Genomic DNA, 26422 nt, shown 5'->3' on the forward strand with positions numbered 1-26422 from the left:
GTTAATCCACAATAGAAAGGTAGAGCTAAACGTTATGAAAAATATGAAGATATGGTTTGCCGCAGGTTTAGTGCTGCTTTTGTTCGGAATCTTTTACGGATACAGCTATCTGCGTCAATCAAACGATGTAGAACTGAAGCAAGAAACGCCCAAGCATGCCGTTCCTGTTTTTAGCGAACAGGTCATCGACTACGGTGCGTTTGGCAAAGACGTTTATGAGCTGCAGGGGCGCCTGGCTTTTCTAGGGTTTTATCATGGTAAGCTGGACAGCCAGTTCGGTCCAAAAACAAAGGAATCGCTCAAATGGTTCCAATCGGAATTCGGAATGAAGGTTGACGGCTTGGCCGGTCCCAAAACAAAGTTGAAGCTATATAATGCGACAAAAGCTTGGAAGCCCGGCATGGAGTATGCCAACCAGGGCCAGGGGCAAGGACAAGGACAAGCTGGTCAGGCAAATGGTCAAGCAGGCAAAGAAACGGCACAAACCGGAAATGAGAAGCCTAAAGCCGAAAACACGGATTTGTCTCCGTCAAACGGTATGGGGCTCTCGGAGAATGATCTGAAAATCATGGCCAACGCGGTTTATGGTGAATCCCGGGGCGAACCCTTTGAAGGTCAAGTAGCTGTAGCTGCCGTCATTTTAAATCGGGTGAAGTCGCCGAGTTTTCCGAACACGGCTTCCGGCGTAATTTTTCAGCCTGGCGCGTTTACTGCGGTAGCGGATGGACAAATCTGGCTGGAACCGAATGAGAATGCCCGAAAAGCGGTACAGCAGGCTTTAAACGGATGGGATCCTACCGGAGGATGTCTGTATTATTTTAATCCGGAAACAGCGACCTCCAAATGGATTTGGACTCGGCCTCAAGTTAAAACGATAGGAAAACACATATTCTGCATGTAAATTTTACGCATGGAAAAGAAGCAGCCGCTTGATCCGCCAGGTTGCTTCTTTCCTTTGAATTGGTATAGAATGGAACTGAATTTTGTTATCGCAGCGCGCACCAATAGTCTCTCGTAAAGGAGTTTTGGTCTTGAACAAGACGATTTTCGAACGCGGCAGCGCGGGTCATATTCGGATCCATGTTCTGCCTACGACCCGCTTCAAGACGTTTGCCGTTTCCCTGTATGCGGGCATCCCGCTGGACAGCAAGACGGTAACAACGACGGCATTAACCCCTTTTGTCCTAAGAAGGGGCACGGCCTCTTATCCGGAAACGATTCAGTTCCGGGAGCAGCTTGAGCGTCTTTATGGCGCAGGCTTCGGTTTTGATGTGTATAAACGTGGAAATTATCAAATCGTGCAATTTAGAATGGATACCATTAACGATTCATTTGTGCAGAGCGATGAGTCGCTGCTGGCAAAGTCTTTCGCTTTTCTCGGTGAAGTCGTCACCAAGCCGGTTTTGGAGAACGGGGCTTTCCGGCCTTCCTATGTAGCTTCCGAACGGGAAAATGTCCGCCAGAAGCTGGAGAGCATCATCAATGATAAAATCCGGTACGCAGCGGAACGTTGCATCGAGGAGATGTTCAAAGATGATCCTTACCGTCTGCATCCGCTCGGACAACGCAGCGATCTGGACGGCATAACGCCGGATTCGCTATACGCCGCTTACCGGAATTGGCTGGAGCAGGCCAGCCTGGATCTGTATGTAGTCGGGGATACTTCCCTTTCGGAGGTGCAGGACCTTGTAGAGAAGATGTTCGATCTTAAGCGCTCCTCTACGCCAGAGTATGCTCCAGAGCACAGTGAAGTTGTCTCCAAAGAAGTACGGACCATCAAAGAAAGCCTGGACGTCAATCAGGGCAAGCTAAACCTCGGTCTTCGCACGCCGATTACTTACGGGGACGAACGATATGCCTCCGCCTTGCTTTACAGTGGAATTCTGGGCAGCTATCCGCATTCCAAGCTGTTTATGAACGTACGCGAGAAAGAAAGCCTGGCCTATTATGCAGCTTCGCGTTATGACGGCCATAAAGGTCTGATGACGATTCAGTCGGGCATCGAGATTGAGAACTACGAGAAGGCGCTTACCATTATTCAGGCCCAGCTTGCGAGTATGCGTGCCGGAGAAATCTCTGAACTTGAAATAAGCCAGACCAAGGCGATGATCCGCAACAGTCTGCTTGAAATGCAGGATTCGGCCTTTGAAATGATCGCTTACGACTTTAACCGGGTACTTTCCGGGAAAGACCGCCCGGCGGAACTGCTGTTAAGCCAAGTGGAGCAGGTGGGCACGAAAGACGTGGTCGATGCGGCCGAAACGTTCCAGCTTGACACCATTTACTTTTTAACAGGGCAAAAGGAGGGATGACCGGTGGAAGCGATCACTTATGACAGATTACAGGAAACGTTGTACCGCGAAACGATGGATAACGGGCTGCAGGTGTACGTTCTGCCCAAGCCGGGATTCCAGAAAACCTACGCTACCTTTTCGACGAAATACGGTTCTATCGACAATCATTTCCGGGTAGCCGGAGAAGAAGAGGTTTCCGTACCAGACGGAATCGCCCATTTCCTTGAGCACAAAATGTTCGAGGAGCCGGAAGGCGACATTTTTGCCAAGTTCGCTTCCCAAGGGGCTTCCGCCAACGCTTTTACTAGCTTTGATCAGACGGTTTATTTATTCTCGGCCACCGAGAATATCAAGGAAAACCTGGAAACGTTGATTAACTTTGTGCAGCATCCTTATTTCACGGATCAGAATGTGGAAAAAGAAAAGGGAATTATCGGCCAGGAAATCGGCATGTACCGCGACAATCCGGATTGGAGAGTTTATTTCGGCCTGATTGAAGCGATGTATGGCGTCCACCCGGTACATATCGATATTGCCGGTACGGTGGAGTCGATCGGGACGATTACGAAGGAAACGCTGTATACCTGCTATAACGCATTTTACCATCCAAGCAATATGCTGCTGTTTATCGTCGGAGGCGTGAATGCCGAGGAAGTGTTCCAACTGGTTAGGGAAAACCAGGCCACCAAGGAATATAAGCCGCAAGGCGCCATCGACCGCCTGTTTGACGAAGAACCGCTTGCCGTTAATGAAAAACGCCGCGAATCCAAGCTGCCTGTGTCACTCCCTAAATGCCTGTTCGGCTTTAAGGAAACCAAGCTGGGATTTGAAGGCGAGGAATTGCTGCGGCGCGATCTTGCAACCAAGCTGGCGCTGGACTTGTTGCTCGGTTCAAGCACCCGGCTGTACCAGAAGCTGTATGATCTTGATTTGATATCCGACAGCTTCTCTCACGAGTACAATAGCAACCCGAATTATGCCTTTTCCGCGATCGGCGGGGACACGAAGGACCCGGAACGCCTGATGCAGGTTATCACCGAGGAAATCAAGAGCGTGACGGCCGCCGGGTTCCGCGAAGAGGATTTCGAACGTGCCCGCAAGAAGAAGATTGGCGGCTATTTAAGAATGCTTAACTCTCCGGAAAATATCGCTCATGAGTTCACCCGCTATCGCTTCCGCGGCGGGGATTTGTTTCAGGTGCTTCCGGTCTATGAGTCATTGACGCTGGAAGAGGTAAACACCCGCCTGCGTGAGCATATCGATTGGGAACAGCTGTCCGTCTCGCTGGTGGTGAGTCCGTAAGATGGTATCAAATCATGGGATAGAGAAGAACATCGGTGAGATGACCGTATTGGTCACCGGCGCCAGCAGGGGAATCGGAGCGCAAATTGCGCTCCGATTCGCGTCGGTCGGTATGAATGTTGTGATCCACTACATGAACTCGCATGAGGCGGCTAACGAGGTCGCCCGCAAGTGCATGGAAGAGGGAGCCAAGGTGTACACGGTTTCGGCGGATTTACGGAGCAAGGAACAAATTCTCCGGATGAAGGATAAATTGGAGAGTCATGGGTTAAGGCCTGATATTGTCGTTAATAACGCCGGCATATCCCATTACGGACTGCTTTCCGATGTGGATGAAGCGGAATGGGATGACGTGATGGACGTAAATCTGAAGAGCGTATTCCTGTGCAGCCAGGCTTTTATGCCGTACATGATTTCTCAGCGGTTCGGGCGGATCATTAACGTGTCCTCGGTATGGGGGATTTCAGGCGGTTCTTGCGAGGTTGTTTATTCTGCAGCCAAGGGAGGCGTAAATGCCTTCACGAAGGCGTTGGCCAAAGAATTGGCGCCTTCGGGCGTTACAGTGAATGCCGTTGCTCCCGGCGCGGTAAAGACGGAAATGATGGCCCGTTTTGACGAAGATGAACTGAAGCAGCTGGAGGAAGAAATTCCCGCCGGAAGACTGGCTTCTCCGCAGGAAATTTCTTCGCTCGTCTATTTTCTTGCGTTGCCGGAGTCGGGATATATTACCGGACAAATAATTAGTCCCAACGGTGGCTGGGTAACTTAAAGGAATTCGTGTTGACGGAATTACCCAGACCGTCTGAGCGAATAAAGACACGGCAATCATCGCATATTACAACTGTTGATTTTAAATCGCCAATCGAAGGAGGATTTATAAATGTCAACAGTACTCAAAAATTTCGATAACTGGAAAAAGTTTCTCGGTGACCGCGTCAAACACGCGGAAAATACGGGCATGAGCGAGGAAGCTATCGCTAATCTCGCTTATGAAATCGGCGGGTTTCTTGACGACAAGGTGGATCCTCAAAACGAGTCCAACCGCGCACTGAAGGAAATTTGGGACGTGGGCAGTGAAGAGGAACGCCGAACCATAGCCAGACTGATGGTTAAGCTGGCCAAGAAAAACGCATAGTCCGGTCAGAAAAGCTCCCTTACAGGGGGCTTTTCTCCAATCTAAATACCGCGGCTTGCCTTTCAATTCTATTTTATATATCATAAAACACGTATTCATATTCTGTTCGCATTTTTTGGCCATTGAACCGACAGCTGACTTTTCATGAACTGTGCAGGAAATCGGGCCGATTTTGTCGAATAGTGTAGAGGACTTAGAGAAGGTGTATGGATGGAGTCGAAACAATGGTATTTGGAATATAAAATACATAAAAACCGTCCCGGTTTGCTTGGAGACATTGCCTCTACGCTCGGGATGCTTGAAGTTAATATTTTGACGATTAACGGAGTGGAGGGGGAAACCCGCGGTCTGCTTCTGGAAAGCGATGATGACGACAAAATCGCTCTGATTGACCGGACTCTCCGCAAGGTCGACAGCATTACGGTTACCGCCCTGCGAAGCCCCCGGTTGGTCGATCTTTTGGCCGTGCGGCACGGCCGTTACATCGTTAGGGATTCCGACGACCACAAAACATTCCGTTTTACCCGGGATGAGCTTGGGTTGCTTGTTGATTTTTTGGGTGAAGTATTAAAAAGGGACGGTCACCAGGTCATCGGCCTCAGGGGAATGCCCCGCGTGGGTAAGACGGAGTCCATTATCGCAGGGAGCGTCTGCGCGATGAAGCGATGGACCTTCGTATCCTCGACGCTGCTCAGGCAAACGGTACGCAGTCAGCTGTCCGAAGACGAAATGAACCCGAATAACGTGTTTATCATCGACGGGATCGTGAGCACGCTTCGTTCCAATGAAAAGCACTTCCAACTGATTCGTGACTTGATGAAAATGCCTTCGACAATCGTTATTGAGCATCCGGATGTTTTTATCAAGGAATCCGAATATAATTATGACGATTTTGACATTATTATAGAATTGCGTAACAATCCTGACGAGCAAATCGTTAATGATACGTTCACTACAAATTATTATAGCGATGAGCTATGAACTTAAATTTAAGATATGTAAATAAATCCATACATGGATTTCATGATATTTAATAATTACAGGAGGTGATGGTCGTGTCGGATTTGGGCCAGCAATTAAAGGAAGCCCGACTTGCCAGAGGCTTGTCTCTGGATGATGTTCAAGAAATGACAAAAATTCGCAAGCGGTATTTGGAAGCCATCGAGGCGGGGGATTATAAAGTTTTACCGGGAAGTTTCTACGTGCGGGCCTTTATTAAGACATATGCCGAAGCGGTGGGTGTGGACCCAGATGAACTGCTGAACGAACATAAGCAGCATGTTCCGGATGTGGCCCCTGAACCGACGATGGAGCCTGTACTTCAGAAGCGGCGCAGTTCCAGAACGGCGGAGAGAAATTCTAAATGGTTGTCGACGACACTGATGTGGTCGTTTGCCGTGCTGATTCTCGTAGTGATTTATATGTATTTCACGGTTTGGGGCAAAAGCGACGAGGCCAAGGACAACCAGCCTGATCAAACACCGGTGACGGACACCAGATCGGAAGGAAACGGCGGGACCGGAAACACGGGACAGAACGGGACTAATGCGGGTACAGGCAATGAGGGTACTGCCGGAAACGGTACTGCGGGCAATAACGGTACAAATGGAACCGATAACGGCAGCAACGGTACGGAAGGTAACGGTAGTACGAATACAGGTACTGACACCGGTACGGATACCGGCGTAGGGACTGTGGTTGTCGCTCCCGACGGGAAGGAAGGAAGCACGACCAAATTTCTGGTTCAATCAGCCGGAAGCCAGCCTGTCCAGGTAGTGATCAATGCTACGGGCAAAAGCTGGGTAGAAGTCCGCAAAGGCGACAAGGGCGGAGAAAAACTGTATTTCGACAATACCACCGAGGGTGAGGTTCTCACCTATGAACTGGGACCGGAAGGCTTGTTCATTAAGTCGGGTGCGTCTTCGAATACGACGATTACCGTCGGAGACCAAGTGGTCACGGACGGGAAGAACACTTCCAAAATCCAGTTAAACCTGGGCAGTGCCGACGCAGGATCGGCTAATGGAAGCAATGGATTGGATAACAGCACAACCGATGGAACCAGCAGTGACGGTAGTGCAAATAACGCCGAATAATACGGGCGTCTTTGACCGGATAACGGTCAGGGACGTCCTTTATTTTTTATTGGGAAAGCGCGTCGACTCGACTTTGCGAAATCTTTTACATATAATTATGATATGTGTTGAATAAGGTGACTTTTTGAACTACCTCTATTGGAAAGGAATGTGAATGATGGCTTCTGAAAGTTCTTTTGACATCGTATCGAAAATGGACATGCAGGAATTGACCAACGCGATCGACCAGACCGAGCGGGAAATTGCCAACCGGTTTGATTTTAAAGGCAGCAAAAGCGAGTTGAAGGTCGAAAAGGATGTGCTGGTGATCCTGTCCGATGACGAGTACAAGCTGAATGCGGTAATCGATATTTTACAGTCGAAAATGATCAAGCGCGGTTTACCGATCAAAAACCTGGACTACGGAAAGGTTGAGCCGGCTTCGCTCGGCACGGTCCGTCAACGGATCAACCTGAAACAGGGAATCGATCAGGAGAACGCTAAGAAGATTAACGTGCTGATCCGGGACTCCAAGCTGAAAGTGAAGAGCCAGATCCAAGGCGATCAAATCCGCGTCACCGGCAAGAGCAGGGACGACCTGCAGCAGATTATTCAAATGCTCCGTAAAGCGGATCTTACCGTTGATTTGCAATTTACGAATATGAAATAAGCAAGCATCCGGTCTCTCGCTGTGCCAGTGGCTCCGCGCGGGGCTCTTTTTTTCAATGAACATCGATTTTTGGTTGTTATATGTGGTTTTGACAGTATTGTTTCGGAAATATTATACTTAATTAGGTTTTTAAAATGGGAGCATGGCTTATAGCAATGGGGGATCGAATTCATGACAGAAATAGTGAAAGTCGTTACACTCGGGGCTTCGACTGGGGATAGGCCGATTCAAGTCAGAAACCCGATGTTTAATTATGAAGAGGGCTCGCCGCTCTTTCGGAGTACCGTCCGGTATTCGACCTACATAAAATATGATGAAGAAGAGGCCGAGGAACGGCGTGCCGGCACGTTGATAAAGATTCAGCGTTCTTCCGCTAAAGATAACGGAAACAAGCATAGCAGGCAGGGTGTTGATAATCATGCGGCGGTCGGCAGTTTAGCCGGTATGAGGGATCTGGTCAAAGTCCGCATTACACCAGCTTGCGAGTATGATCTGTCAGGGGAGGCAATCCTATGAATCTGCCCAATCGCATCACGTTAGCCCGTATATTTATGATTCCGCTGATGCTTGTATTTTTGCTGTTGGATTTGGAATGGTGGTCATATGGGCTGACGCTGGGAAATTATTCGCTTCCCGTAAATCAGTTGATCGGCGCTGTTTTGTTTATTGTGGCGGCAAGTACGGACGGGATTGACGGGTACATCGCCCGCAAGCATAATCTCGTTACGAATCTGGGCAAACTGCTCGATCCTTTGGCGGATAAGCTGTTAGTTGCTGCCGTTCTCATTGCGCTTGTCGCAATGGGGAAATGCGACGCCTGGATTGCGGTCATAATCATCAGCCGTGAGTTTGCCGTGACCGGCTTGCGCGAAGTGGCGCTGCTTGAAGGCTCGGTGATCGCCGCCAGCAAATGGGGTAAGGCAAAAACCATTACGCAAATTATCGCGATCTCAGCGCTTTTGCTGAACAATTTCCCGTTCGAATGGATACACTTCCCTTTTGATCAAATCGCAATTTGGCTGGCTGCTCTTATTACGATTTACTCGGGAATTGACTATTTCGTAAAAAATAAGAACGTGCTTAACTTTTCAAAAATGTAATACGAACGCTATCCTCCGGAAGGAGACATGACCAGTGAAGGCAGAAATCATCGCAGTCGGTACCGAGCTGCTGCTCGGCCAAATCGTAAACACAAACGCACAATATTTGTCTCAGGAACTAGCTTCCATTGGGATTGACGTCTATTTTCAAACCGTGGTTGGCGATAATGTAGAACGCTTATCACAGGCCATCAAACTCGGCTCCGAGCGGGCTGATCTGCTCATATTCACCGGCGGACTAGGTCCGACTCAGGATGATCTGACCAAAGACGCCGTGGCTGCGGTGCTTGGAAGATCGCTTCATATCGACCGGATGGCTATGGACAATATCGACCGGTTTTTCCAGGGACGCGGCGTTCCGATGACGGAAAACAACCGCCGGCAGGCTCTTGCTATTGACGGTGGGACTCCTTTGCCTAACGAGACCGGACTTGCGGTTGGCAATGCCGTCGCCGAGAACGGAAAGTTTTATATTTTGCTTCCGGGACCGCCTTCCGAGCTGAAGCCGATGTTTGAACAGCAGGCCAAGCCGTGGATTTTGCAGCATGTTTTGACGCAGGAGGAGCCGCTTTATTCCAAAATGCTTAAGTTCGCCGGCATCGGGGAGTCCGGGCTTGAGACCCGCCTGCTTGACCTTGTAGAAAATCAATCCGATCCGACGCTTGCCCCTTACGCTAAGGAAAGCGAAGTAACGATCCGGATCTCGACCAAGGCAAAGACACAAAGCGAGGCTATGGAGAAGCTGGATAAGCTGAAAGAAGAAATCGCTTCGCGCCTGTCGGATCACCTCTATGCCGAAGAGGATGTCCCGATCGAGAAAACGATCGTCGATATGATGACAGAGCGGGGACTTACCGTCAGCGCGGCGGAGAGCTGCACAGGGGGGCTGCTGATGCAGTCGATTACAAGCATACCCGGCAGTGCAACTGTGTTTCTCGGCGGAATCGTCTGCTATTCCAATGCGATGAAGGAGAAGCTGCTGAACGTGCCTCATGATTTGCTGGAGGGCGAGGATGCCCCGGGTGCGGTCAGTGCGGAAACGGCGAAGGTGCTGGCCGAGCAGGTTCGCATGATTGTAGATACGGATTTCGGCTTGTCGATTACCGGGGTGGCCGGTCCAGGCTATTCCGAGCGCAAGCCGGTCGGCCTTGTATACATCGGGATCTCTCGCCGCGGCGGCGACACTGCCGTGTTCGAATTGAATTTGAAAGGGAACCGGGATACGATCCGCATTCGTTCTGCGAAAACGGTGTTGTATCACCTCTGGAAGCAGCTTAAAACGGAAGCCGTCGAAGCCTAGAGGCGTGCCCTTGCCAGTTCTGCGGCAGCGGAGTATAATTGAACACAGCGGAAGAACCGCAGCAAACTGAATTGTTTTGCTGTGGTTCTTTTTTTGTTGTTAGACGGAATTAAGTGGGAAAGGAGGATTTTTCAGGCTCAAAAAAATTACGAATGTATGTTCGAAAAAATGCTTGGCAAACGTTCCAAAACAAGGTACAATTATAAATGTAGTAATCATGTATCCAATCATATTTAAGGATGTGAGCTGATTGTCAGATCGTAAAGCTGCGCTGGAAATGGCGCTTCGTCAAATAGAAAAACAATTCGGTAAAGGTTCGATCATGAAGCTGGGAGAATCCACGCATATGCAAGTGGAGATCGTTCCCAGCGGATCGTTGGCACTAGATATCGCACTCGGTACCGGGGGACTTCCCCGCGGCCGGATCATTGAAGTATACGGACCGGAATCTTCCGGTAAAACAACGGTAGCGCTGCATGCCATCGCTGAAGTGCAGAAGATCGGTGGACAAGCCGCATTTATTGATGCGGAGCATGCGCTGGATCCTTCCTATGCAAGCAAGCTGGGCGTAAACATCGACGAACTGTTGCTGTCTCAGCCGGACACCGGCGAACAGGCTCTGGAAATCGCCGAAGCCCTCGTACGCAGTGGCGCGGTGGATGTCATCGTTATCGACTCCGTAGCAGCTTTGGTTCCAAAAGCGGAAATCGAAGGCGAGATGGGGGATTCCCACGTCGGTCTCCAAGCCCGTCTCATGTCCCAGGCTCTGCGTAAATTGTCTGGTGCCATCAGTAAATCCAAGACGATTGCCATCTTTATTAACCAATTGCGTGAGAAAGTCGGCGTTATGTTCGGTAATCCCGAGACTACTCCAGGCGGTCGTGCCTTGAAGTTCTATTCTACGGTTCGTCTTGACGTCCGTCGTGTAGAAACGATCAAGATGGGGAATGATATGGTAGGTAACCGGACCCGGATTAAGGTCGTCAAGAATAAGGTTGCGCCTCCATTTAAACAGGCGGAAATCGATATTATGTATGGTGAGGGTATCTCCAGAGAAGGCAGTATTATCGATATTGGCGCTGAGAAAGATATCGTGGATAAGAGCGGTGCCTGGTATTCCTATGCAGGGGAACGTCTGGGACAAGGACGCGAGAATGCGAAGCAGTATCTTAAAGAGCACAAGGAAATTGCGAATGCGATTGAACAGAAGATTCGTGAAGCCAGCAACTTGACGACTTCGGTACCTGCTGCTTCAGCTAGCGAACTTGAAGCTGAGTCACAAGAAGAACAGGCGCTTTTCGAAGAAGAATAAACCGATGCTGACGAAGCGCTCTGTGGCCCGGGGGATCCCGGAACAGAGCGCTTTTTTGATTCGAGATTATATGAAATGACAAAGGAGCGGAAGAAGGGTGGATCAACGATATGGAAGCCGCGGTAGTCGGCCGAAAGGACAACAGGGACGGAAGGATGAACCGGGCGAGATCGTGGACATTTCGGACGAAAGTTTTTGGGAGATGACCCGCGGCACTGCCGGGGGAAATTCTTCGAACGAACTGGCGGGGGAAGGGGGCGGCGACGGGATTGACGCTTTTCCCGAGGACATCGAACTGGCCATTACCTCCGTATCGTTGCTGAAGCGTCCGAAGTTCCGGTATCGTATTTCGTTCGGGTCTTACTCATTGGAAGTTCACGAAGACGTCATGATCAAGTACAGAATGATCAAGGGTGCTGTATTTACCAAGAGCGAGTTGGAAGAGATTGTTTTTGCCGATGAACGGCAGCAGGCCTATGCCGATGCCTTGCACTATTTAAGCCGTAAGCCTCGAACAGCCTACGAGATTACTATGCGTCTCGGTGAAAAAGGATGGGGCGAGGAGACGGCGGCCGAGGTTGTTCGCAGGTTGACGGAAGATGGTCTGGTCAATGACGCCGCATACGCTCAGGAATGGGCCGGCCAGCGCGTTCGGGGCCGGGGGAAGGGTAAGTTATGGGTGCGTCATGAACTCCGCCAGAAAGGGGTTCCAAAGCCGTTAATCGAGGAGGCCCTTCAAACCGTCAGCGAAGATGATGAATTTGAAAGTGCCATGGAGCTGGCAGCCAAGAAGTGGCGTACTTCGACAGGAGAACCGGCTGACCGGAAACGCAAGACAGGGTCTTTTTTAATGCGGAGAGGATACTCCGGATCCCTGGTTTCCAGAGTCATTCGCGAGTTGGGGCGGGAAGACGGATTCAGCGATGAAGAAGAGTGGGAGAATGATTAGTTTGGCAAAACGGACATTGCTTGTCATTTGCTTGACAATTTCTTTCATCAAATAATAAAATGAACATGAATCTATTTTTACTTGGGCCCTTTTTTTCCTTCCAAAATTATGGGCTCTGTGAGGATTCTCTATTTTGTAAATCATGAAGGCCAAATTTTCCGTTTGTGGCTGGAGGAAACTTTGCATCACTCACACATGGAAAGCCTTGCCTTAAACGGCCTGTAATGAATTCTTTGTATGATGATGAATGAGAAAATTTACAACTGCAAACATCCCAAGGAATGCCTTGGAGGAAACAACGGGGAGGTGAACAGATGAGTACAGGAATCTGGATCGTTCTCGTTGCAGCCGCTTTATTCTTTGGGTTCGGAATCGGATATTTTATTCGCAAATCTCTTGCAGAAGCTAAAATTTCCAGTGCGGAACAAGCTGCAAGTCAAATCTTGGAAAACGCGAAGAAAGACGCAGAAGCACTGAAGAAAGAAACGGTTCTTGAAGCGAAGGACGAAGTCCATAAGCTAAGAGCCGAAGCTGATAAAGACATTCGTGAACGTCGGAATGAAATTCAACGACAAGAAAGACGATTGTTGCAAAAGGAAGAGTCGCTGGATAAAAAATTGGAATCGCTGGAACGTAAAGAAGAGCAAGTGGCGGGCAAAGAGAAACGGATTGAAGAAACTCAGCAGCAAATTGATCTGATTTACAAGAGTCAGGTTCAAGAGCTTGAACGTATTTCGAATTTGAGCATGGAGGATGCCCGTACCATCATTTTAAACAATGTGGAGCAGGAAGTTCGCCATGAAACGGCTCAAATGATTAAGGACATCGAACAGCAGGCGAAGGAAGAAGCGGACAAGAAATCCCGCGAAATCATCACGCTCGCCATCCAACGCTGCGCGGCGGATCATGTCGCGGAAACTACAGTTTCCGTAGTATCGCTGCCAAACGAAGAGATGAAGGGTCGGATTATCGGTCGGGAAGGCCGCAATATTCGTGCTCTGGAGACGCTTACCGGTATCGATTTGATTATCGACGATACGCCGGAAGCGGTTATCTTGTCGGGCTTTGATCCAATTCGCCGTGAGATTGCCCGTACCGCACTTGAGAAATTGGTGGCGGACGGACGTATTCACCCGGCACGGATTGAAGAAATGGTTGATAAATCCCGCCGTGAAGTTGATGAACGGATCCGCGAGTATGGCGAACAAGCCACCTTCGAGGTCGGCGTTCATGCGCTGCATCCGGATTTAATCAAAATTTTGGGACGTCTCAAATTCCGGACAAGCTACGGACAAAATGTGCTTAAGCACTCCATGGAAGTAGCTTACCTGGCTGGACTTATGGCCGGTGAACTGGGCGAGGACATTACGCTCGCCAAACGGGCCGGACTGCTGCACGATATCGGTAAAGCGCTTGATCATGAAGTGGAAGGATCTCATGTCGAAATCGGCGTGGAACTGGCTAAGAAATACAAGGAACATCCGGTCGTTATCAACAGTATCGCTTCGCACCATGGGGATTGCGAGGCAACTTCGGTCATTGCGATGCTGGTTGGCGCAGCTGACGCCTTGTCGGCGGCGAGACCCGGAGCGCGTCGTGAAACACTGGAGACGTATATCCGGCGGCTGGAGAAGCTCGAGGAGATTTCCGAATCGTTCGAGGGCGTGGAGAAATCCTTCGCTATTCAAGCGGGCCGCGAGGTGCGCGTGATGGTGCAGCCTGAGAAGATCGACGATGCGGAAGCGTTCCGATTGGCGAGAGATATTACGAAGACGATTGAGAGTGAGCTCGATTATCCGGGCCACATCAAAGTTACCGTCATTCGCGAAACTCGGGCGGTTGAATACGCTAAGTAAAGGTTATGCTGAAAAGTGGCCCCTCAGTGGGCCGCTTTTTCATTCTGTCAGAAGCCGACATTGAGGAGGAACCGACATTAAAGTTCTGTTTATTGGAGATATTGTAGGAAATACGGGGCGTAAAGCATTAAAGGAAACGCTGCCGCGCTTGAAATCAAAATACAATCCGCACATCATTATCGCCAACGGAGAAAATGCGGCGTCCGGGCGGGGGATTACCGCCAAAATCGCTAGGGAATTTTTTGAGCTTGGCATCCACGGGCTTACGATGGGCAATCATACGTGGGATAACAAGGAGATTTTTGACTTTATCGATGACGAGCCTCGCATGGTTCGGCCTGCGAATTATCCGCCAGGCACGCCTGGGCTAGGCTCTACTATAATCAAGGCTAACGGAAAGGAACTGGCTCTCGTCAATTTGATGGGGCGCACGTTTTTGCCGGCGATCGATGACCCGTTTCGGATGGCGGACGATATCGTCGATGAACTGTCCAAGAAGCACAAATGCATCTTGGTCGATTTTCATGCGGAGGCAACTTCGGAGAAAATCGCTATGGGTTGGCACCTTGACGGTCGGGTTTCTTTGGTCGTCGGAACGCACACCCATGTCCAAAGTAACGATGATACCGTGTTGCCGCAAGGTACGGCCTATTTGACGGACGCCGGCATGGTCGGCTCCCGTGAAGGTATACTCGGTATGGAGCGCTCCGCCGTGCTGCGCAAATTTACGACCCAGTTGCCGGTGCGTTTTCAGGTTGATGAAGGCAAATGGCAGTTTCACGGCTGTGTAGTCGACATTGACGAAGCTACGGGCCATGCCAAGAAAATAGAGAAGATCCGTCTGCTCGAAGACGAATGGATTATGGATTAAGCTTTATGGAAGGTGCCTCCGAATAAAAAAGAAGGAATTTTTTGAAGTCTCACGAATATCTTCTAAGTAGTGGGATCAATCAAACCTATTCCCAGGAGGTACTAACCATGGAAGTATTAAAAGTTTCAGCAAAATCCAATCCTAACTCCGTTGCCGGTGCGCTTGCAGGAGTACTAAGAGAACGCGGCGCTGCTGAACTTCAGGCCATTGGGGCGGGTGCACTCAACCAAGCTATCAAAGCTGTAGCGATTGCCCGGGGATTTGTGGCGCCAAGCGGTGTCGATTTGATTTGTATTCCGGCTTTTACGGATATCGTCATCGATGGCGAAGATCGCACTGCTATTAAATTGATCGTAGAACCTAGATAAAATAATTGCATTTTTTGCGGGAGAGGCCTGTTTACGATAGAGTAGACAGGTTTTTTTGCATTCTTTTCCCCGAATCGGGTAATAAAGTTAAGAGAGCGGAGGGATCGGCTTGGCGTATAAGGTCGTAGATTTTCATTGCGATGCGCTCAGTAAAATGCAGCTGGATTCGGAGTTAGAGTTTACGCGTGACACTCGCCTGGATGTCAACCTGAAGCGGATGGAGCAGGGCGGGGTGGGCCTTCAATGCTTTGCGATATATCTCTCGGAGCGGCTCGGTAAGCCCGGTTTCGGGCATATTCTGGACCAGATAGATTTGTTTAAGCAAAAAGTGCTGCAATCCGGTGTGGCGGCTATTACCTCGGTTGAAGAGCTGGTAGAAGCTGAGGCGGCCGGGCAGCCCGCGGGACTGCTCTCGATAGAAGGTGCGGACGGACTGGAAGGGAATTTTCACTATTTGCAGGTTTGCTATGAGCGGGGTGTCCGCTGTCTGGGATTGACCTGGAATTATTCCAATTGGGCTGCGGATGGCATTCTTGAACCGCGGGGAGGAGGGTTTACCACCCGGGGGCTCGAACTTGTCAAGGCTTGTCATAAGCTAGGCATGATACTCGATGTATCTCATTTATCGATTAAAGGCTTCTGGGAACTGGCTGAGCGGGCGGAGCAAAAAGGGATCCCGTTCATCGCATCCCATTCCAACGCGTACCGTATATGCTCTCATGCAAGAAACTTAAGGGATGATCAAATTCGAGCCATCGTTTCTCTAGGAGGCAGAATAGGGATCACCTTTGTTCCGTGGTTCGTTAAAAAATCCTCTGTGGTAGAAGCGAGCGATCTCCTTCCCCATATCGAGCATATTTGCTCTTTAGGCGGAGAGAAGGCGATCATGTTCGGCTCGGATTTCGACGGAATCGAGAGTCATATCAAGGATTTGCGTCATTCGGGTCATTATTTGGAATGGGCGAATCTGCTGCTTCGCCACTATCCGGAGGAGCTTGTTAGAGGCTGGTTGTCCGGTAATGCACTGTCTTTTTTGAAGGCGTGGTTACCACAAAAAAAGTAAGCGCTTTAATTGATCCAATTAAGAGATTGGTTTCATCGAAAACTACTATATGAAAAAGGGTAGAAAACGCTTGCTTTTTATATGTTTGCGACATAAAATTGACATGACTCTGAAACAGAATGTTCACAAATGTCGGGGGTAATTATGCTATTCCTCACAGGTTTACATTCTGTCTGCACTAATATCAACTAAATTATAGTGCGATACCATAAAGGGGTGGGCGATCTTGATTAGTCAATTGTCTTGGAAGATCGGTGGACAGCAAGGTGAAGGTGTTGAAAGTACTGACCGGATTTTTTCAACGGCCTTGAACCGACTGGGTTACTATTTATACGGCTATCGGCATTTTTCTTCACGTATTAAAGGCGGTCATACGAACAACAAAATCCGGATCAGTACCAAGCCGATTCGCGCGATTTCCGACGACTTGGACATTTTAGTCGCTTTCGACCAGGAGAGTATCGATTTTAATGCACATGAGCTTCGCAGCGGCGGAGTTATCGTGGCGGACGCTAAATTCGGACCGGTCGTTCCGGAAGGCGTGGATGCCAAGTTGTTCGCCGTTCCGATTACGAGCATTGCGGAGGAACTGGGCACTTCGTTGATGAAGAATATGGTCGCTTCCGGCGCATCCTGGGCGCTTCTGGGATTGCCGCTCGAAGTATTCAATAAAGCAGTGGAAGAAGAATTCGGACGTAAAGGTCCGGCGATCGTGGAAAAGAACATTGAAGCGGTCAAACGGGGCGCGGAATTTGTCCTGGAACTTGCAGGGGGACCTCTTGAAGGCTTTAAGCTGGAACCGGCCGACGGCAAGCAAAAGCTGTTCATGATCGGTAACGATGCGATCGGACTGGGCTCCTTGGCAGCCGGTTGCCGGATTATGAGTGCATATCCGATTACTCCGGCTTCGGAAATTATGGAATATCTGATCAAAAAGCTGCCGAAGTTTGGCGGAACCGTGGTTCAAACGGAAGATGAAATTGCTGCAATTACGATGGCGATCGGAGCCAGTTATGCAGGGGTACGGACGATGACCGCTTCGGCGGGGCCGGGCCTGTCGCTCATGATGGAAGCGATCGGACTTGCCGGTATGACCGAAATCCCTGTCGTTATTGTCGACACCCAGCGCGGCGGTCCTAGTACGGGCCTTCCGACCAAACAAGAGCAGAGCGATATTAGCGCCCTGATCTACGGAACGCACGGGGAAATCCCTAAGATCGTTCTTGCACCAAGCTCGATCGAAGAATGTTTCTACGATACGATTCAGGCCTTCAATCTGGCCGAGAAGTATCAGGTGCCAGTTATCCTGGCGACGGATCTTCAATTGTCGCTCGGTAAACAATCCTGCGAAGCGTTGGATTTCGAAAAAATCCAAATCGACCGGGGCTATATGGTCAAGGATATTCCGGACCGCGAAGATTCGAGCATGTTCAACCGTTACGCATTTACCGAAAATGGCATCTCGCCGCGGGTCCTTCCCGGAGAGAAAAACGGCATTCATCATGTGACCGGCGTGGAGCACGATGAGGCGGGCCGTCCTTCGGAAAGCTCGGTGAACCGCAAGAAGATGATGGATAAACGTTTCCGTAAACTGGCTAAGCTCGATGTAGAGAATCCGATTCACCTGCACGCGCCTCACGCAGAACCGGACCTTCTGATCGTAGGCATGGGCTCTACCGGCGGAACGATCGACCAGGCTCGCCTGCGTTTGAACGGAGAAGGCATCACTTCAAACCATATGACGGTTCGCTTGTTGCATCCTTTCCCGGTTGAAGAAGTACGGGAGCAAATGGAGAAAGCAAAGAAAATCGTCGTTCTTGAAAATAACGCAACCGGCCAATTGGCTAATTTGATCAAAATGAATGTCGGACATCACGATAAAATCGTGAACGTTCTGAAATATGACGGGAATCCGTTCCTGCCTGCGGAAATATTCGAAAGATGCAAAAATGCAGCCGGCAATTTGACTCAGGAGGAGTTGGTGAAGAATGGCAACCTTTAAAGAGTTCCGTAATAACATCAAACCAAACTGGTGTCCGGGATGCGGCGATTTCTCCATCCAAGCGGCGATTCAACGCGCTGCCGCCGCAGTAGGGCTTGAGCCGGAAAACCTGGCTGTCATTTCAGGGATCGGCTGTTCCGGCCGGATTTCCGGTTACATTAACGCATACGGTCTGCACGGGATTCACGGACGTGCGCTTCCGATCGCCCAAGGCGTCAAACTGGCGAACCGTGATTTGACGGTTATCGCTTCCGGTGGCGACGGAGACGGCTTCGCTATTGGTATGGGACATACGGTACATGCGATCCGCCGGAATATCAACATCACTTACATTGTCATGGACAATCAGATTTATGGACTGACGAAAGGCCAAACTTCGCCTCGTAGCGGAGAGGGCTTCAAAACGAAGAGTACGCCGGAAGGATCTGTGGAATCCACGCTTTCTCCGCTGGAAATCGCGCTGGCTTCAGGAGCGACCTTTGTTGCCCAATCGTTCTCCAGCGATCTGAAGCAGTTGACTTCCTTGATCGAGCAGGGGATTCAGCATGAAGGCTTCTCGCTCATCAACGTATTCAGTCCTTGCGTGACTTTTAATAAAGTCAACACTTACGACTGGTTCAAGGAAAATATCATCAATCTGGACACGGTGCCGGATTATGATCCAAGCAACCGGGCGATGGCAATGTCGAAGCTGATGGAAACGGGCAGCATGATTACCGGTCTTATTTATCAGAACAAGGAAAAGAAGAGTTACGAAAATATGGTGCATGGTTTCAAAGAGGAACCACTTGCCCAACAATCGCTTGCTTTGGAAAAAGCGGAGTTTGACAAACTTGTTGCAGAATTCGTTTAAGACCCAAAAAAGGTGTCCGCCATACGCGGACACCTTTTCCTTTTTGTTTGAAATAAGTGTATAATGGGTAACGATGTGAATCGTCATCGATATAGAGAATATACGAGGAGTGTTTCAAACATGAGCAAAACTGTACCTGTCGGCGTATCGGCACGTCATATTCACCTGACACAAGAACACATCGAGGCGTTGTTCGGTCAAGGTTATCAATTGACAGAATTCAAGCCATTGTCCCAACCCGGACAATTTGCAGCAAACGAAACCGTTGCTGTAATCGGATCTAAGGGACAATTCGACAAAGTCCGCATTCTCGGACCTGCACGTCCTGCTTCCCAGCTGGAAATTTCCCGTACCGATTCCTTCGCCATCGGCGTGAAGGCTCCGGTTCGCGAATCCGGCAACATTGAAGGTACTCCGGGAATCAAGGTTAAAGGCCCGGCTGGCGAAATCGAATTGGAGCAAGGCGTTATCGTAGCTGCGCGCCATATCCATTTCCACACTTCCGATGCCGAAAAATGGGGCATTGCGGACAAGCAATTGCTTAAGGTTCGCCTGGGTGGCGAACGCGGCCTGGTGCTTGAAAATGTAATCGCGCGCGTTTCGGATTCCTTTGCGCTGGACATGCATATCGATACAGACGAAGCGAACGCAGCAGGCGCCAACAATGGTGACACGGCTGAAATCGTTGACTAATTAATAGTTGCAAAAGGACCCCGCCGAATGACGGGGTCCTTTTTGTTATCTAGTTTCCGCTCTCTATGGAGACGGCGTGCGCAATGCACGGGATACTTTCGCCTTGCTGAAAGGACAGAGGGGAGAGCAAGGCTCCGGTGGCTACAACAAGGATCCGCTTCAACTCGCCTTTTTTCACTTTTTTCAGGAGATGACCGTAGGTGACTACCGCTGAGCAAGCACAGCCGCTGGCTCCGGCTTGAACATTTTGATTCTCGTAGTCATAGATCATCATGCCGCAATCTTGATAATTGGTTTCACGGATGGGAACGCCGTGTCTTTCCAGCAGCTCGTTGGCGATTTCGAAGCCAACCTTTGATAAATCGCCGGTCACGATCAGATCGTAATGGGAGGGCTTGATCTGTAAATCCCGCATGTGGGCCTCAATCGTGTCAACAGCGGCAGGCGCCATAGCTGCCCCCATGTTGAACGGGTCGGTGATCCCCATATCGACGACCCGTCCGATCGTGGCCGAGGTCACTACGGGACCGTCTCCTTCGAGCGAAAGCACGGCCGAACCCGAACCGGTAACGGTGAATTGGGCAGTCGGCGGCTTTTGCGAACCGTATTCCGTAGGATATCGGAATTGTTTCTCGACGCTGGCATTGTGACTGCAGGTTCCGGCCAAGGCGTAATTGGCGCCGCCTGAATTGACGATATACGAAGCCAGCGCCAAGCTTTCCATGGAAGTCGAGCATGCGCCGAACAGACCGAGGTAGGGGATGCTCAGCGTTCTGGCCGCAAAGCTGCTGCTGATGATCTGATTCATCAGGTCACCACCAAAGAAGAATTGCACCTGTTCTTTGGTCAGGCCCGCATGTTCGATGGCTAGTGAAGCGGATTCTTCGAACAGAACTTTTTCCGCCTTCTCCCAGCTGTCTTGCCCGAGGTAAAGGTCGGCGTGAATGATATCAAAATCATTGGCCAGCGGGCCTTGTCCCTCAAATGGACCAACTACGGTCGCGGTGCTGATAATTTTAGGCTTATTCTCAAAAATCCAGCTCTGATGTCCCTTTAGCATAGGTTAATGGCCTCCTCCCGCAAAGTCCGGCACGAATATGGCATAAATAAGGCCGATGATAAAAGCCGCCACCGTACCGAAAACGATTACCGATCCGGCTAACTGAAACATTCCCGCACCGACTCCAAGAACAAGACCTTCACTCTTATGCTCAATGGCGGAAGAGGCCATGGAATTGGCAAACCCGGTGACCGGTACCGCGGTTCCGGCTCCGGCCCATTGCGCGATCTTATCGTAAACTCCCAAGCTGGTCAGGATGACCGACAGAATGACAAGCACCGCGACCGTCGGGTTGCCGGCCTCCTTATCGCTAAATCCACCGTAATGAATAAAAGCTTGGCGAATGCATTCCCCGATCAGGCAAATAAGCCCCCCAACCAGGAAAGCGCGAAGACAATTGACAAAAGCGGGGCGCTTCGGTTCGATGTCAGCCGATAAACGCTGGTACTGTTGCTGAGTCGGAGTTGATTTTTTGTTCTTCTGCTTGGACATTCGGGCGATCCTCCTTTTATCACTTTATCTGGACAAGACGGGCTTAACTTCATCTATAATCTTCAGCAGTCTTTCGGAGCAAGCTCCGTACATTTGTTTTGCGGACGTTTCTTTTGTAGAGAGGGCAAACATTTCAAGATCGGCTTCGCATTTTTTAAGCTGAGCAAGGAGTGTTGCTTTTTCCTGTGGAGCGGGAACTTGAATTTTATCATCGTAAAGATCTACATAAAATTGACCGTATCCGTCAACTTGGCCTAAATTCACGTTATCCAGGGAAACGCCCAGCTTCTCCAGCTCGGTGTGGAGCCATTGCCGGTTCAACCCGTTCGTGGCCAGCGGCTCATCCATAATTTTTCCGTCGATAATGACGGTCTGCGGTTCCGGCTCAGGGGATACTTTAATCCCAAGATGGGAGGGGGTGAGCGGCTGGTATTCTTTTTTGAGCAGGGCATTGATTTCACCATCTGGTTCGATCAAGGCAAATTCAACCTGGGCAGTCTGGAAAATGCTCTTTTTTCGCAGCTGCTCGAGCAGTTCGTCGTTCGTCAATTTTTCCTTCTTCAAGTTTTCTTCCAGAATCTTGCCGTCTTTAATCAGAATGGTTGACTTACTGTCGATCCAATCCCGGGCTAATTTGCTCTTGATCTGAAGATACTCGATGCCGAGTGAAACGAGAAACCAGACCCCCATCGAGATGATCCCCAAATACCAGTGAGTATCGACGTCCACGGACAGGTAAGCCGTGATGCTCCCGATCGTAATCCCGGTAATGTATTCAAAGAAGGACAACTGGGAGATCTGCCTTTTGCCCAGCATGCGTGTCAAAATAAAGAGGATCACTGCGGAACACAGTGTTCGCACAATGACTTCCAACCATATCGGCATAACTCTGCTCCTTTCAAACCCGTAAGTGAATTATTCCAATTATGCGCAGCCAGCGGTATTTTCACTAAAGCAAAATCTGGCATCCTTGTACTCGAATAACGAAGAAGGACCGGGGTTACATTATGGTTCGTGCAATATGCAGATTTGGAACAAGGTGGTGAAAAATATGACAGTGGCAGCTCAAGTGAAAACAACGCTGGCCTCGCTGAAAAGCGCTCAGGCCAACCTGGAGCAATTCGCACTCAATACGCAGAATCAAGATGCTAAGAACCTGTTTACGAGTGCGGCGGAACAAACCCAGCAAATCGTCACCCAAGTGGAAAACAGAGTTCAACAGCTGGAAAACGAAGAACCACAATACAAAGGATTTTAATTTAAAGACCTGCTTCAAAATAATTCGGCCCGTTCCCAGGAACGGGCCTATTTGCTGCGCCTATATTCCGGTATTCGATCACGCTTGATAATCTGGATATCACCTGTGAATCATGATATAATTTGGTGTAATGCATTTTTTGGCTTTGGATTGAATTTCTAACACACTGAAATAGATAGATTGGCAAAAGGAGTGAGCCGGCATCATGGCTAAGGAGAGTAAGGATTACTCCAAGTATTTTGACTTCTCGGACGCGAAGGTCATTTCGGAGGACGAGCGGGGGAAGAAGATCAGAATCCGCGGACGGGAGATCCAGATTCTTTCGGAACCGAATCACCGCATAGAGAAGCAACGCGGCAAGGAAGATATTCAGGTGCTGTATGAAACGGCGGTTCCGGACGAGATGAAAGCGATCGGGAACGGCAGACATTATATTGTGTATACGTTCGGGTGCCAAATGAACGAGCATGATACCGAAACGATCAAGGGTCTCCTTGAACAAATGGGATATCAGCCTACCGAGGACCGGAAGCAAGCGGACATTATTTTGTTGAACACTTGCGCAGTCCGCGAGAACGCCGAGGATAAGGTATTTGGAGAACTCGGTCACTTGAAAGGACTTAAAACGGAAAAACCGGATCTTTTGCTTGGGGTTTGCGGATGCATGTCTCAAGAAGAGGGCGTCGTCAACCGGATTATGCAAAAGCACGGGTTTGTCGATCTCATTTTCGGAACGCATAACATTCATCGTCTTCCATATCTCATTCAAGAAGCATTATTCAGTAAGGAAATGGTTGTCGAGGTTTGGTCCAAGGAAGGCGACATCATCGAGAACCTGCCGAAGAAGCGCGAAGGCATGAGGGGCTGGGTCAACATTATGTACGGCTGCGATAAATTCTGTACATATTGCATCGTTCCGTTTACCCGCGGCAAGGAACGCAGCCGCCGTCCGGAGGATGTCATCGCCGAAGTTAGGGAGCTTGCGCGTCAAGGATTTAAGGAAATTACGCTACTGGGTCAGAACGTAAACGCCTATGGTAAGGATTTTACCGATATTCAATACACGTTTGCGAATCTTATGGATGATATCCGCAAGATCGATATTCCGCGAGTGCGGTTCACAACTTCACATCCACGGGATTTTGACGATCATCTGATCGAGGTGCTCGCCAAAGGCGGCAATCTGGTGGAACATATCCATTTACCGGTGCAATCAGGCAGCAGCGAAGTGCTGAAGAAGATGAGCCGGAAATATACGCGGGAGCATTATCTGGAGCTGGTGGGCAAAATTAAAGCCGCCATTCCGGGCGCGGTGTTGACGACGGATATTATCGTTGGCTTCCCGGGCGAGACGGAGGAGCAATTCCAGGAGACGCTCTCCTTGATGCGTGAGGTTCGGTTTGACTTCGCATACACCTTCTTATATTCACCACGTGAAGGAACGCCAGCCGCGGTAATGGAAGATAATGTGCCGATGGAAGTGAAGAAAGAACGGCTGCAACGGCTTAATGAGGTAGTGAACGAGAACAGCCGCATAAGCAACGACACGATGCAAGGCCGAATTGTGGAAGTGCTCGTGGAGGGCGAGAGCAAGAACAACGCCAGCGTGCTTGCAGGCAGAACGCGCAGCAATAAACTGGTTCACTTCGAAGGCGGTCCCGAATTGATCGGTCAATTCGTCAACGTGGAAATCACGGATCCAATGACCTGGTACATTAAGGGCAACATTGTGCCCGAGCCTGTATCTATGGCCTAAAAACATAGAAATAACGAAGATTCATAGAAGTTATAATGTAATGAGGGGGTAAGACCTTGGGAGAACATCATAACCATCAGGATCAAAGTGATTGCGGGGTACCGAAATTCGATTCCCGCGACCTGGTCATCCGCGAAGATATTATGTCGAAAGCGAAAGAATTGGCTGCATTAATTGGAACTAGCGAGGAAGTCCAGCAGTTCCAGAAGGCTGAGCAGCTTATTCAGCGTCATGAGCGGGTTCAAACCTTGATCAGTTCGATCAAGAAGAAACAGAAAGAAATCGTAGCTTTCGAAAGTTTCCAGAACAAGGCTATGGTGGAGAAAATCGAGCGTGAAATTGAGGAGCTGCAGGACGAGCTGGACGGCATTCCGGTTGTCACCGAGTTCCAGCAAAGTCAAAGCGATATCAATTATTTGCTGCAGCTCGTCATTTCGGTCATCCGGGATACGGTCTCCGATAAAGTGAATGTGGAGGCAGGCAGCGAGCCGGCAGCGACTTCCGGCTATGGCGAGTAATTGGTTGAAGTCGGTGCGGGAGTTATCTTCCGCACCTTTTTATTCTTCATAAGGCTGAATCGGTACCATGACATAAAAGAAGTACATAACGGGCATGGTCTAAATAGAGGATGCCTAAACAGGGTGGAGGTCACGATTCATGGATTGGAACGAAATTATGAGTAAGGAAGAGCATTCATTCTGGGGTCTATTGGGAATGAAGCTGATTTCTGCAGACAGTAGCCGGGTTGAGATCGGACTGACGGCAGGGGATCAACACCTGAATTCGATGGGAATCGTTCACGGCGGAGTTTTGTCATCGATGATGGATCAAGCAATGGGTACGCTGGTGGCAGCGATTAGAAAAGGCACCCAAGGGGTAACGACTCATTTGAACGTCAATTTTCTAAGCGCTATGCGCAAGGGAGAACTGGTTGCTTCGGCGTTTCTGTTGCATGAAAGCCAGCGCACGATGACCCTGCGCGCGGAAGTTCGTAACGAAGAAGGAACACTCGCCTGCATCTCTACGGCAACATTTCGTCTGCCGCGCGAGCGGAGTGAAAGTACGAACTAGTTCATCTTATATAAATAATTATTAACATGATTAATTATCTGGAACGCCATGTTCATGCGTGAACAAAGCGTTATCATATGACTGATGTGGTGATCGTAATGAGCAATAAGAAGCAGCAAGCCGAGCCGGAGGATGAAGTACAAAAATACCGGACGCCGGACGGCATACCGGCTGATATTGTCATGTTTACCTTGACCAGGCAGGAGCGGAAAGCATCCACGAAATCGCTGCCGCGCTTTGACCTCAAAGTCATGCTGATTCGCCGCAGAAGCTGGCCGTTTGCCGGCGCTTGGGCGCTTCCGGGCGGGTTTTCCCAGGAGGATGAATCCCTTTTTGAGACGGCGCGCCGGGAATTGAAGGAGGAGACCGGGGTAGACGGTCACCATCTGGAGTATTTGGGTGTCTATAGCAAGCCGGGACGAGATCCGCGCGGATGGATCATATCGCACGCTTTTTTTGCGCTGGTGGAGGAGTGGGTGCTCGAAAAGCGCCAATCCGCGGATGATGCGCAGGAGGTAGGCTTGTTTACGGTGCGGGAAGCCCTGGAAGAGCTGGACCTGGCTTTTGACCATCGCGAAATTTTAGAGGATGCTTACCGGAGAATTCAGCAGCAAATGCTGCAAACGACGATTGCCAAGCAGTTTTTGCCGCCGCATTTTACGTTGGGTGAGCTGTACCAGGTTATTCAAACCGTGGTTCCGGATTTTGCCGAGCTTAATTTTATTCGCAAAATTACCTCAACGCGAAGCCGTCAAGGCATTTTGGAAGAAGTGCGCGATGAGAACGACAAACCGATGCTGTCCAATCAGTATTCGCAACGTCCGGCGCAGCTGTACCGGTTTACCGATTTCACGCCGCAACTGTCCATCTACACTTAGCCCCAACCAGTTGGGCTATACATACTCTATTTAAAGAGTTTAAAAGAGAGAACCATTGTAATCT

Annotated in this window: 28 protein-coding genes; 25 read left to right on the forward strand and 3 right to left on the reverse strand. The window is 49.7% G+C overall.

The window, feature by feature from the left end; genetic code table 11:
- Positions 1-34: 34 nt before the first annotated feature.
- The 20 genes from sleB to pduL all read left to right on the forward strand — a co-directional run bounded on the left by sleB (position 35) and on the right by pduL (position 19843).
- Positions 35-901 carry a spore cortex-lytic enzyme gene (gene sleB, locus NYE70_RS03030; protein WP_211021409.1) on the forward strand — a complete coding sequence of 289 codons (867 nt, stop codon included), beginning with the start codon at positions 35-37 and terminating at the stop codon, positions 899-901.
- A 130-nt stretch (positions 902-1031) separates the two neighbouring features.
- A complete protein-coding gene (yfmF, locus tag NYE70_RS03035) occupies positions 1032-2312 on the forward strand; it encodes an EF-P 5-aminopentanol modification-associated protein YfmF (RefSeq protein ID WP_341044944.1) in 1281 nt (426 codons plus the stop codon).
- 3 nt (positions 2313-2315) lie between these two features.
- On the forward strand, positions 2316-3596 hold the full coding sequence (gene yfmH / locus NYE70_RS03040) for an EF-P 5-aminopentanol modification-associated protein YfmH (RefSeq protein ID WP_341044945.1): 1281 nt from the start codon (positions 2316-2318) through the stop codon (positions 3594-3596).
- 1 nt (position 3597) lies between these two features.
- On the forward strand, positions 3598-4365 hold the full coding sequence (gene ymfI, locus NYE70_RS03045; protein ID WP_211021412.1) for an elongation factor P 5-aminopentanone reductase: 768 nt from the start codon (positions 3598-3600) through the stop codon (positions 4363-4365).
- A gap of 111 nt (positions 4366-4476) precedes the next feature.
- Entirely contained in the window at positions 4477-4731 is a 255-nt protein-coding gene (locus NYE70_RS03050) for a DUF3243 domain-containing protein (protein ID WP_211021413.1), read from the forward strand.
- Positions 4732-4941: 210 nt separating this feature from the next.
- Entirely contained in the window at positions 4942-5712 is a 771-nt protein-coding gene (locus NYE70_RS03055; protein ID WP_213654158.1) for a DUF3388 domain-containing protein, read from the forward strand.
- Positions 5713-5786: 74 nt separating this feature from the next.
- A complete protein-coding gene (locus tag NYE70_RS03060; RefSeq protein WP_213654159.1) occupies positions 5787-6827 on the forward strand; it encodes a helix-turn-helix domain-containing protein in 1041 nt (346 codons plus the stop codon).
- A gap of 157 nt (positions 6828-6984) precedes the next feature.
- The gene (locus NYE70_RS03065; protein WP_211021416.1) at positions 6985-7476 is read left to right on the forward strand and encodes a YajQ family cyclic di-GMP-binding protein; all 492 of its coding nucleotides are present in this window, start codon (positions 6985-6987) and stop codon (positions 7474-7476) included.
- A gap of 171 nt (positions 7477-7647) precedes the next feature.
- Positions 7648-7992, forward strand: a complete 345-nt coding sequence (locus NYE70_RS03070) for a hypothetical protein (protein ID WP_213654160.1) — start codon at positions 7648-7650, stop codon at positions 7990-7992.
- Entirely contained in the window at positions 7989-8576 is a 588-nt protein-coding gene (gene pgsA / locus NYE70_RS03075) for a CDP-diacylglycerol--glycerol-3-phosphate 3-phosphatidyltransferase (protein ID WP_213654161.1), read from the forward strand. Before NYE70_RS03070 ends, pgsA begins: the two co-directional genes overlap by 4 nt.
- Positions 8577-8610: 34 nt before the next feature.
- Positions 8611-9876: a competence/damage-inducible protein A gene (locus tag NYE70_RS03080; RefSeq protein WP_341044946.1), complete on the forward strand. Its 1266-nt coding sequence runs from the start codon at positions 8611-8613 to the stop codon at positions 9874-9876.
- A gap of 250 nt (positions 9877-10126) precedes the next feature.
- Positions 10127-11188, forward strand: coding sequence for a recombinase RecA (gene recA, locus NYE70_RS03085; protein WP_211021420.1), 1062 nt, complete (start codon positions 10127-10129; stop codon positions 11186-11188).
- A gap of 97 nt (positions 11189-11285) precedes the next feature.
- Positions 11286-12137, forward strand: a complete 852-nt coding sequence (locus NYE70_RS03090; protein WP_341044947.1) for a regulatory protein RecX — start codon at positions 11286-11288, stop codon at positions 12135-12137.
- Positions 12138-12451: 314 nt separating this feature from the next.
- Positions 12452-13993, forward strand: a complete 1542-nt coding sequence (gene rny, locus NYE70_RS03095) for a ribonuclease Y (RefSeq protein WP_211021421.1) — start codon at positions 12452-12454, stop codon at positions 13991-13993.
- 76 nt (positions 13994-14069) lie between these two features.
- Entirely contained in the window at positions 14070-14864 is a 795-nt protein-coding gene (locus NYE70_RS03100) for a TIGR00282 family metallophosphoesterase (protein ID WP_213654282.1), read from the forward strand.
- A gap of 107 nt (positions 14865-14971) precedes the next feature.
- The gene (locus tag NYE70_RS03105; protein ID WP_006286829.1) at positions 14972-15232 is read left to right on the forward strand and encodes a stage V sporulation protein S; all 261 of its coding nucleotides are present in this window, start codon (positions 14972-14974) and stop codon (positions 15230-15232) included.
- Between the two features lie 109 nt (positions 15233-15341).
- Complete coding sequence (locus tag NYE70_RS03110; protein ID WP_341044948.1) at positions 15342-16295, forward strand: dipeptidase; 954 nt, start codon at positions 15342-15344, stop codon at positions 16293-16295.
- Positions 16296-16521: 226 nt separating this feature from the next.
- On the forward strand, positions 16522-18297 hold the full coding sequence (locus NYE70_RS03115; RefSeq protein WP_341044949.1) for a 2-oxoacid:acceptor oxidoreductase subunit alpha: 1776 nt from the start codon (positions 16522-16524) through the stop codon (positions 18295-18297).
- Entirely contained in the window at positions 18284-19150 is an 867-nt protein-coding gene (locus tag NYE70_RS03120; protein ID WP_211021424.1) for a 2-oxoacid:ferredoxin oxidoreductase subunit beta, read from the forward strand. The genes NYE70_RS03115 and NYE70_RS03120 overlap by 14 nt, the downstream gene beginning before the upstream one ends.
- A gap of 120 nt (positions 19151-19270) precedes the next feature.
- Positions 19271-19843 (forward strand): phosphate propanoyltransferase, encoded by a 573-nt coding sequence (pduL, locus tag NYE70_RS03125; RefSeq protein ID WP_211021425.1) that lies wholly within the window; start codon positions 19271-19273, stop codon positions 19841-19843.
- 49 nt (positions 19844-19892) lie between these two features.
- Here pduL and spoVAD read toward each other — a convergent pair whose 3' ends face one another.
- Genes spoVAD through NYE70_RS03140 form a run of 3 tightly spaced genes read right to left on the reverse strand, consistent with a single transcriptional unit; the run spans position 19893 to position 22280 of the window.
- Positions 19893-20903, reverse strand: a complete 1011-nt coding sequence (spoVAD, locus tag NYE70_RS03130; protein ID WP_211021426.1) for a stage V sporulation protein AD — start codon at positions 20901-20903, stop codon at positions 19893-19895.
- 3 nt (positions 20904-20906) lie between these two features.
- Positions 20907-21395 (reverse strand): stage V sporulation protein AC, encoded by a 489-nt coding sequence (gene spoVAC, locus NYE70_RS03135; RefSeq protein WP_211021427.1) that lies wholly within the window; start codon positions 21393-21395, stop codon positions 20907-20909.
- Between the two features lie 24 nt (positions 21396-21419).
- Positions 21420-22280, reverse strand: coding sequence for a DUF421 domain-containing protein (locus tag NYE70_RS03140; RefSeq protein WP_211021428.1), 861 nt, complete (start codon positions 22278-22280; stop codon positions 21420-21422).
- Between the two features lie 166 nt (positions 22281-22446).
- Here NYE70_RS03140 and NYE70_RS03145 point away from each other — a divergent pair, with 166 nt between their 5' ends.
- The 5 genes from NYE70_RS03145 (at position 22447) to NYE70_RS03165 (ending at position 26358) form a co-directional block, all read left to right on the forward strand.
- Positions 22447-22653 (forward strand): DUF1657 domain-containing protein, encoded by a 207-nt coding sequence (locus NYE70_RS03145; protein ID WP_211021527.1) that lies wholly within the window; start codon positions 22447-22449, stop codon positions 22651-22653.
- A 205-nt stretch (positions 22654-22858) separates the two neighbouring features.
- A complete protein-coding gene (gene miaB, locus NYE70_RS03150; protein WP_211021429.1) occupies positions 22859-24409 on the forward strand; it encodes a tRNA (N6-isopentenyl adenosine(37)-C2)-methylthiotransferase MiaB in 1551 nt (516 codons plus the stop codon).
- Positions 24410-24465: 56 nt separating this feature from the next.
- On the forward strand, positions 24466-24927 hold the full coding sequence (locus NYE70_RS03155) for a RicAFT regulatory complex protein RicA family protein (RefSeq protein ID WP_211021430.1): 462 nt from the start codon (positions 24466-24468) through the stop codon (positions 24925-24927).
- 139 nt (positions 24928-25066) lie between these two features.
- Entirely contained in the window at positions 25067-25480 is a 414-nt protein-coding gene (locus NYE70_RS03160; RefSeq protein ID WP_341044950.1) for a PaaI family thioesterase, read from the forward strand.
- Positions 25481-25578: 98 nt separating this feature from the next.
- Positions 25579-26358, forward strand: coding sequence for an NUDIX domain-containing protein (locus tag NYE70_RS03165; protein WP_211021528.1), 780 nt, complete (start codon positions 25579-25581; stop codon positions 26356-26358).
- The last annotated feature ends 64 nt before the right edge of the window (positions 26359-26422 follow it).

The sequence above is a fragment of the Paenibacillus sp. FSL R5-0407 genome, assembly GCF_038009185.1.
In the GTDB taxonomy this organism is placed as follows: Bacteria; Bacillota; Bacilli; order Paenibacillales; family Paenibacillaceae; genus Fontibacillus; species Fontibacillus vini.

Excerpts from the sequence above, each read along its gene's own strand:
- sleB (WP_211021409.1), top strand. The coding sequence starts at position 35 with ATGAAAAATATGAAGATATGGTTTGCCGCAGGTTTAGTGCTGCTTTTG.
- ymfI (WP_211021412.1), top strand. The coding sequence starts at position 3,598 with ATGGTATCAAATCATGGGATAGAGAAGAACATCGGTGAGATGACCGTA.
- NYE70_RS03050 (WP_211021413.1), top strand. The coding sequence starts at position 4,477 with ATGTCAACAGTACTCAAAAATTTCGATAACTGGAAAAAGTTTCTCGGT.
- NYE70_RS03055 (WP_213654158.1), top strand. The coding sequence starts at position 4,942 with ATGGAGTCGAAACAATGGTATTTGGAATATAAAATACATAAAAACCGT.
- NYE70_RS03065 (WP_211021416.1), top strand. The coding sequence starts at position 6,985 with ATGGCTTCTGAAAGTTCTTTTGACATCGTATCGAAAATGGACATGCAG.
- NYE70_RS03070 (WP_213654160.1), top strand. The coding sequence starts at position 7,648 with ATGACAGAAATAGTGAAAGTCGTTACACTCGGGGCTTCGACTGGGGAT.
- pgsA (WP_213654161.1), top strand. The coding sequence starts at position 7,989 with ATGAATCTGCCCAATCGCATCACGTTAGCCCGTATATTTATGATTCCG.
- rny (WP_211021421.1), top strand. The coding sequence starts at position 12,452 with ATGAGTACAGGAATCTGGATCGTTCTCGTTGCAGCCGCTTTATTCTTT.
- NYE70_RS03105 (WP_006286829.1), top strand. The coding sequence starts at position 14,972 with ATGGAAGTATTAAAAGTTTCAGCAAAATCCAATCCTAACTCCGTTGCC.
- NYE70_RS03120 (WP_211021424.1), top strand. The coding sequence starts at position 18,284 with ATGGCAACCTTTAAAGAGTTCCGTAATAACATCAAACCAAACTGGTGT.
- pduL (WP_211021425.1), top strand. The coding sequence starts at position 19,271 with ATGAGCAAAACTGTACCTGTCGGCGTATCGGCACGTCATATTCACCTG.
- spoVAD (WP_211021426.1), bottom strand. The coding sequence starts at position 20,903 with ATGCTAAAGGGACATCAGAGCTGGATTTTTGAGAATAAGCCTAAAATT.
- spoVAC (WP_211021427.1), bottom strand. The coding sequence starts at position 21,395 with ATGTCCAAGCAGAAGAACAAAAAATCAACTCCGACTCAGCAACAGTAC.
- NYE70_RS03140 (WP_211021428.1), bottom strand. The coding sequence starts at position 22,280 with ATGCCGATATGGTTGGAAGTCATTGTGCGAACACTGTGTTCCGCAGTG.
- NYE70_RS03145 (WP_211021527.1), top strand. The coding sequence starts at position 22,447 with ATGACAGTGGCAGCTCAAGTGAAAACAACGCTGGCCTCGCTGAAAAGC.
- miaB (WP_211021429.1), top strand. The coding sequence starts at position 22,859 with ATGGCTAAGGAGAGTAAGGATTACTCCAAGTATTTTGACTTCTCGGAC.
- NYE70_RS03160 (WP_341044950.1), top strand. The coding sequence starts at position 25,067 with ATGGATTGGAACGAAATTATGAGTAAGGAAGAGCATTCATTCTGGGGT.
- NYE70_RS03165 (WP_211021528.1), top strand. The coding sequence starts at position 25,579 with ATGAGCAATAAGAAGCAGCAAGCCGAGCCGGAGGATGAAGTACAAAAA.